Raw genomic sequence first — 4,163 nt, forward strand, 5'->3', positions numbered from 1 at the left:
GCGTGATATCAATGGACTGCATCGCTGAAACACACTGCCAGCAGCGTGATATCAATGGACTGCATCGCTGAAACACACTGCCAGCAAGCCTCGCCAGAAGAATTGACACTTTTTATATGCTGCTTTCCGCTAGGTCTGCCAGTCGCTTTTTGCTAAGGTGTCCGGCAACCCAATAAGACCAAATCGCGAGGTGTCTGCTTGATTAGGGTGCTAGTAGTCGATGACCATGATCTCGTTCGTACAGGCATTACACGAATGCTGGCTGACATCGATGGCCTGCAAGTAGTCGGTCAGGCCGAGTCGGGAGAGGAATCCCTGCTCAAAGCGCGTGAGTTGAAACCCGATGTGGTGCTGATGGACGTCAAGATGCCCGGGATCGGCGGTCTTGAAGCCACGCGCAAATTATTGCGCAGTCATCCCGACATCAAAGTCGTCGCGGTCACCGTGTGCGAAGAAGATCCGTTTCCTACCCGCCTGTTACAGGCAGGTGCCGCGGGCTACCTGACCAAGGGCGCCGGACTGCCGGAAATGGTCCAGGCCATTCGCCTGGTGTTTGCCGGGCAGCGCTATATCAGCCCGCAAATTGCCCAGCAACTGGCGATCAAATCGTTCCAGCCAACCAACGATTCGCCGTTCGACGCCTTGTCTGAGCGGGAAATCCAGATTGCGTTGATGATTGTCGGCTGTCAGAAGGTGCAGATCATCTCCGACAAACTGTGCCTGTCGCCAAAAACAGTGAATACCTACCGTTACCGTATTTTCGAAAAGCTTTCGATCAGCAGCGATGTCGAGTTGACGCTGTTGGCGGTTCGTCACGGCATGGTTGATGCCAGCCTCTGAAAATGACTGAAACCTTCGATCCAAGTGCTTTTCTGTCGACGGTCAGTGGGCGGCCGGGTGTCTATCGCATGTTCGACAGCGATGCCCGTCTGCTTTATGTCGGCAAAGCCAAGAATCTCAAGAAACGTTTGGCGAGTTACTTCCGCAAAACCGGTCTGGCCCCCAAGACCGCCGCGCTGGTAGGCCGTATCGCCCAGGTCGAAACCACCATCACGGCCAACGAAACAGAGGCCTTGCTACTCGAGCAGACGCTGATCAAGGAATGGCGCCCGCCGTACAACATCCTGCTGCGCGACGATAAGTCCTACCCTTATGTCTTTCTCTCGGATGGCCAGTTCCCGCGTTTGAGCATCCATCGCGGAGCGAAAAAGGCCAAGGGCAAGTATTTCGGCCCTTACCCCAGCGCAGGAGCGATCCGCGAAAGCCTGAGCCTGCTGCAAAAGGCTTTTTTTGTACGTCAGTGCGAAGACAGCTATTACAAGAACCGCACGCGACCTTGCCTGCAATACCAGATCAAGCGCTGCAAGGCGCCGTGTGTCGGCCTGGTCGAGCCCGAAGTGTATGCCGAAGATGTTCGCCACTCGGTGATGTTTCTTGAAGGGCGCAGCAACGCGTTGGCGGACGAGTTGTCCGCGGCCATGGAGGAAGCGGCGGTCAATCTGGAGTTCGAACGGGCCGCCGAATTGCGCGACCAGATCTCATTGCTGCGGCGGGTCCAGGACCAGCAGAGCATGGAAGGCGGGACGGGCGATGTCGATGTGATCGCAGCGTTCGTCAATCCGGGTGGCGCCTGTGTGCACTTGATCAGCGTACGCGGCGGTCGGGTGTTGGGGAGCAAGAACTTCTTCCCGCAGGTGGGTATTGAAGAAGACGTTTCCGAAGTCATGGCGGCGTTTCTCGGCCAGTACTTCATCAGCAGTCCCGAACGCGACTTGCCGAGCGAGCTGATCGTCAACGTGGTTCACGAAGACTTTCCGACCCTGATTGCGGCCATTGAAGAGCTGCGCGGTCGTGAACTGACCATCAGTCATCGTGTACGGGGCACCCGCGCGCGCTGGCAGCAATTGGCGGTCACCAATGCCGAACAGGCGCTGGGCGCACGTCTGGCGAACCGGCAACACGTCGCGGCACGTTTCGATGCCCTGGCCGAAGTGCTGAGCCTGGACGAGCCGCCGCAACGTCTCGAGTGCTACGACATCAGTCATTCCAGTGGCGAGGCCACCGTGGCGTCGTGCGTGGTGTTCGGCCCGGAAGGCCCGATCAAGTCCGACTACCGCCGCTACAACATCGAAGGCGTCACGCCAGGCGACGACTATGCCGCGATGCACCAGGCCCTGACCCGACGCTTCAGCAAGTTGAAGGACGGGGAGGGCAAACTGCCGGACATTCTGCTGGTCGACGGTGGTAAAGGTCAGCTGTCGATGGCCCGTGACGTGCTCAATGAGCTGGCCGTGCCCGACCTGATTCTGCTGGGCGTGGCCAAGGGGGCGACGCGCAAGGCCGGTTTCGAAACCTTGTACCTCAACGATGCGGCCCATGAATTCACCTTGCGCGGTGATTCCCCCGCGCTGCATTTGATCCAGCAGATCCGCGACGAAGCTCACCGTTTTGCCATCACCGGGCACCGTGCACGGCGCGGTAAAACCCGCCGCACCTCGACGCTTGAGGGGGTTGCCGGTGTCGGACCGACACGTCGACGRGATTTGTTGAAACATTTTGGTGGATTGCAGGAGCTGTCTCGTGCCAGCATCGAAGAGATCGCCAAAGCACCCGGGATCAGTAAAAAGCTCGCAGAGTTGATTTATGCAAATCTGCACAGCGAGTAGAATGCCCAACTCACCTCGTAGCCAGTTGTGTCGATGAATATCCCTAATCTGATTACCGTTCTACGCGTCCTGCTCATCCCGATCTTCATTTTGCTGTTTTACTTGCCTTACCACTGGAGCTATCTGGCGTCGGCTTCGGTTTTTGCCTTTGCCGCCGCGACCGACTGGCTGGACGGGTATCTGGCCCGACGTCTGGAACAAAGCACACCGTTCGGGGCTTTCCTCGATCCTGTTGCGGACAAGCTGATGGTCGCCGTTGCGCTGGTGCTGCTGGTGCAAGAACACGGCAACCTGTGGCTCACACTGCCGGCCGCCGTCATCATCGGTCGCGAGATCGTCGTATCGGCACTGCGCGAGTGGATGGCCGAACTCGGTGCCCGTGCCCATGTGGCGGTATCGAACCTGGGCAAATGGAAAACCGCCGCGCAAATGCTGGCGCTGGTGATCCTGCTGGCCAATCCGTCGGACTTCAGCTTCTGGGTCCTGATGGGCTACGCTTTGCTGATGGTGTCCGCTGGCCTGACCTTGTGGTCCATGGTCCAGTACTTGCGGGCCGCCTGGCCGCATCTGAAGACGGATGTGGAAAAGAAATAAAACTTTTTTGAATCAAGGGGTTGACGGGGCATCTGGATTCTATAGAATGCGCCTCACCAAGACGCGGGAATAGCTCAGTTGGTAGAGCACGACCTTGCCAAGGTCGGGGTCGCGAGTTCGAGTCTCGTTTCCCGCTCCAAATACAGAAAAACGCCACTCATTGAGTGGCGTTTTTTTTGCGCGTTATTTTGTTGTCAGCATTGAAAAAAGAGGCTTTTGCCTCTTTTTTCGTTCCAGTGATTTCTACTGAGAACCAACCCCAGCCACGCTTTTTTGTACATTAAAACGTACGTCGAAATCCGATCCCAGGGCATGCCGGTTTTCAGATAGATGACGCATTGCTGGAACCCGTACATCTTTCCTCAATCGATCGAGACGAGGAGATGTACATATGCCTTTGACTGAAAATGCGAAAGGGGATTGATCCTCGATCCACTCGAAGAGAGGATCGTCTCACTGCCTTGGCTGCTGACGAGAATTCTTTTACAGTAGTCTTTCTGGCTTGGCGAACCTTCAAGGCGGTTACATTGAGGCTCGGCCCAGTTTGATGTAGAGCTTGGGGGTGATGAAAGCACTAATCTAATGCTGAGGATTTTCAATGAGTTGCGGGTTTTTTGACCTGATCTCGGACTCAAAATTATCGATAGTGCTAAGTGCTAGAGCCTTCTGCTCAGATAGATTTTTTATCGTTACACGCATCACTCGATTTCTTCTTGCTTTTAGATAATCCAATTGGCCCGCTGGATTATCACTCAATGAAAGTGGAAGCATGGTTAAGGTGTCACTGAGTTCCTGCTTTGAGAGCTGTCCTTTCTTCGCGAAAATCAATAAGCGTTCCATATGGTGGTCAGAAAATAACCCCAGCGCTAAAAGTGAATCTTCTAAATTTCCGCCATCTAGCAC

General features: G+C 55.5%; 4 protein-coding genes and 1 tRNA gene. 4 read left to right on the forward strand and 1 reads right to left on the reverse strand.

The window, feature by feature from the left end; translation table 11 throughout:
• The first annotated feature begins 198 nt into the window (after positions 1-198).
• The 4 genes from gacA (at position 199) to AC1DLB_RS23180 (ending at position 3,399) form a co-directional block, all read left to right on the forward strand.
• Positions 199-840: a response regulator transcription factor GacA gene (gene gacA / locus AC1DLB_RS23165; RefSeq protein ID WP_008015884.1), complete on the forward strand. Its 642-nt coding sequence runs from the start codon at positions 199-201 to the stop codon at positions 838-840.
• A 2-nt stretch (positions 841-842) separates the two neighbouring features.
• Positions 843-2,666, forward strand: a complete 1,824-nt coding sequence (gene uvrC, locus AC1DLB_RS23170) for an excinuclease ABC subunit UvrC (RefSeq protein WP_007933764.1) — start codon at positions 843-845, stop codon at positions 2,664-2,666.
• A gap of 33 nt (positions 2,667-2,699) precedes the next feature.
• The gene (gene pgsA, locus AC1DLB_RS23175) at positions 2,700-3,260 is read left to right on the forward strand and encodes a CDP-diacylglycerol--glycerol-3-phosphate 3-phosphatidyltransferase (RefSeq protein WP_007933765.1); all 561 of its coding nucleotides are present in this window, start codon (positions 2,700-2,702) and stop codon (positions 3,258-3,260) included.
• Positions 3,261-3,323: 63 nt separating this feature from the next.
• A tRNA-Gly gene (locus AC1DLB_RS23180) sits at positions 3,324-3,399 on the forward strand.
• 440 nt (positions 3,400-3,839) lie between these two features.
• On the opposite strand, the gene AC1DLB_RS23185 is transcribed toward AC1DLB_RS23180, so the two are convergent.
• The coding region (locus tag AC1DLB_RS23185) for a hypothetical protein (RefSeq protein ID WP_477785710.1) at positions 3,840-4,163 on the reverse strand (324 nt) is incomplete at its 5' end.

The sequence above is a fragment of the Pseudomonas sp. 05N434 genome, assembly GCF_056396965.1.

Bases quoted from the DNA above. Each gene is read 5' to 3' on its own strand.
- pgsA (WP_007933765.1), top strand. From the start codon at position 2,700: ATGAATATCCCTAATCTGATTACCGTTCTACGCGTCCTGCTCATCCCG.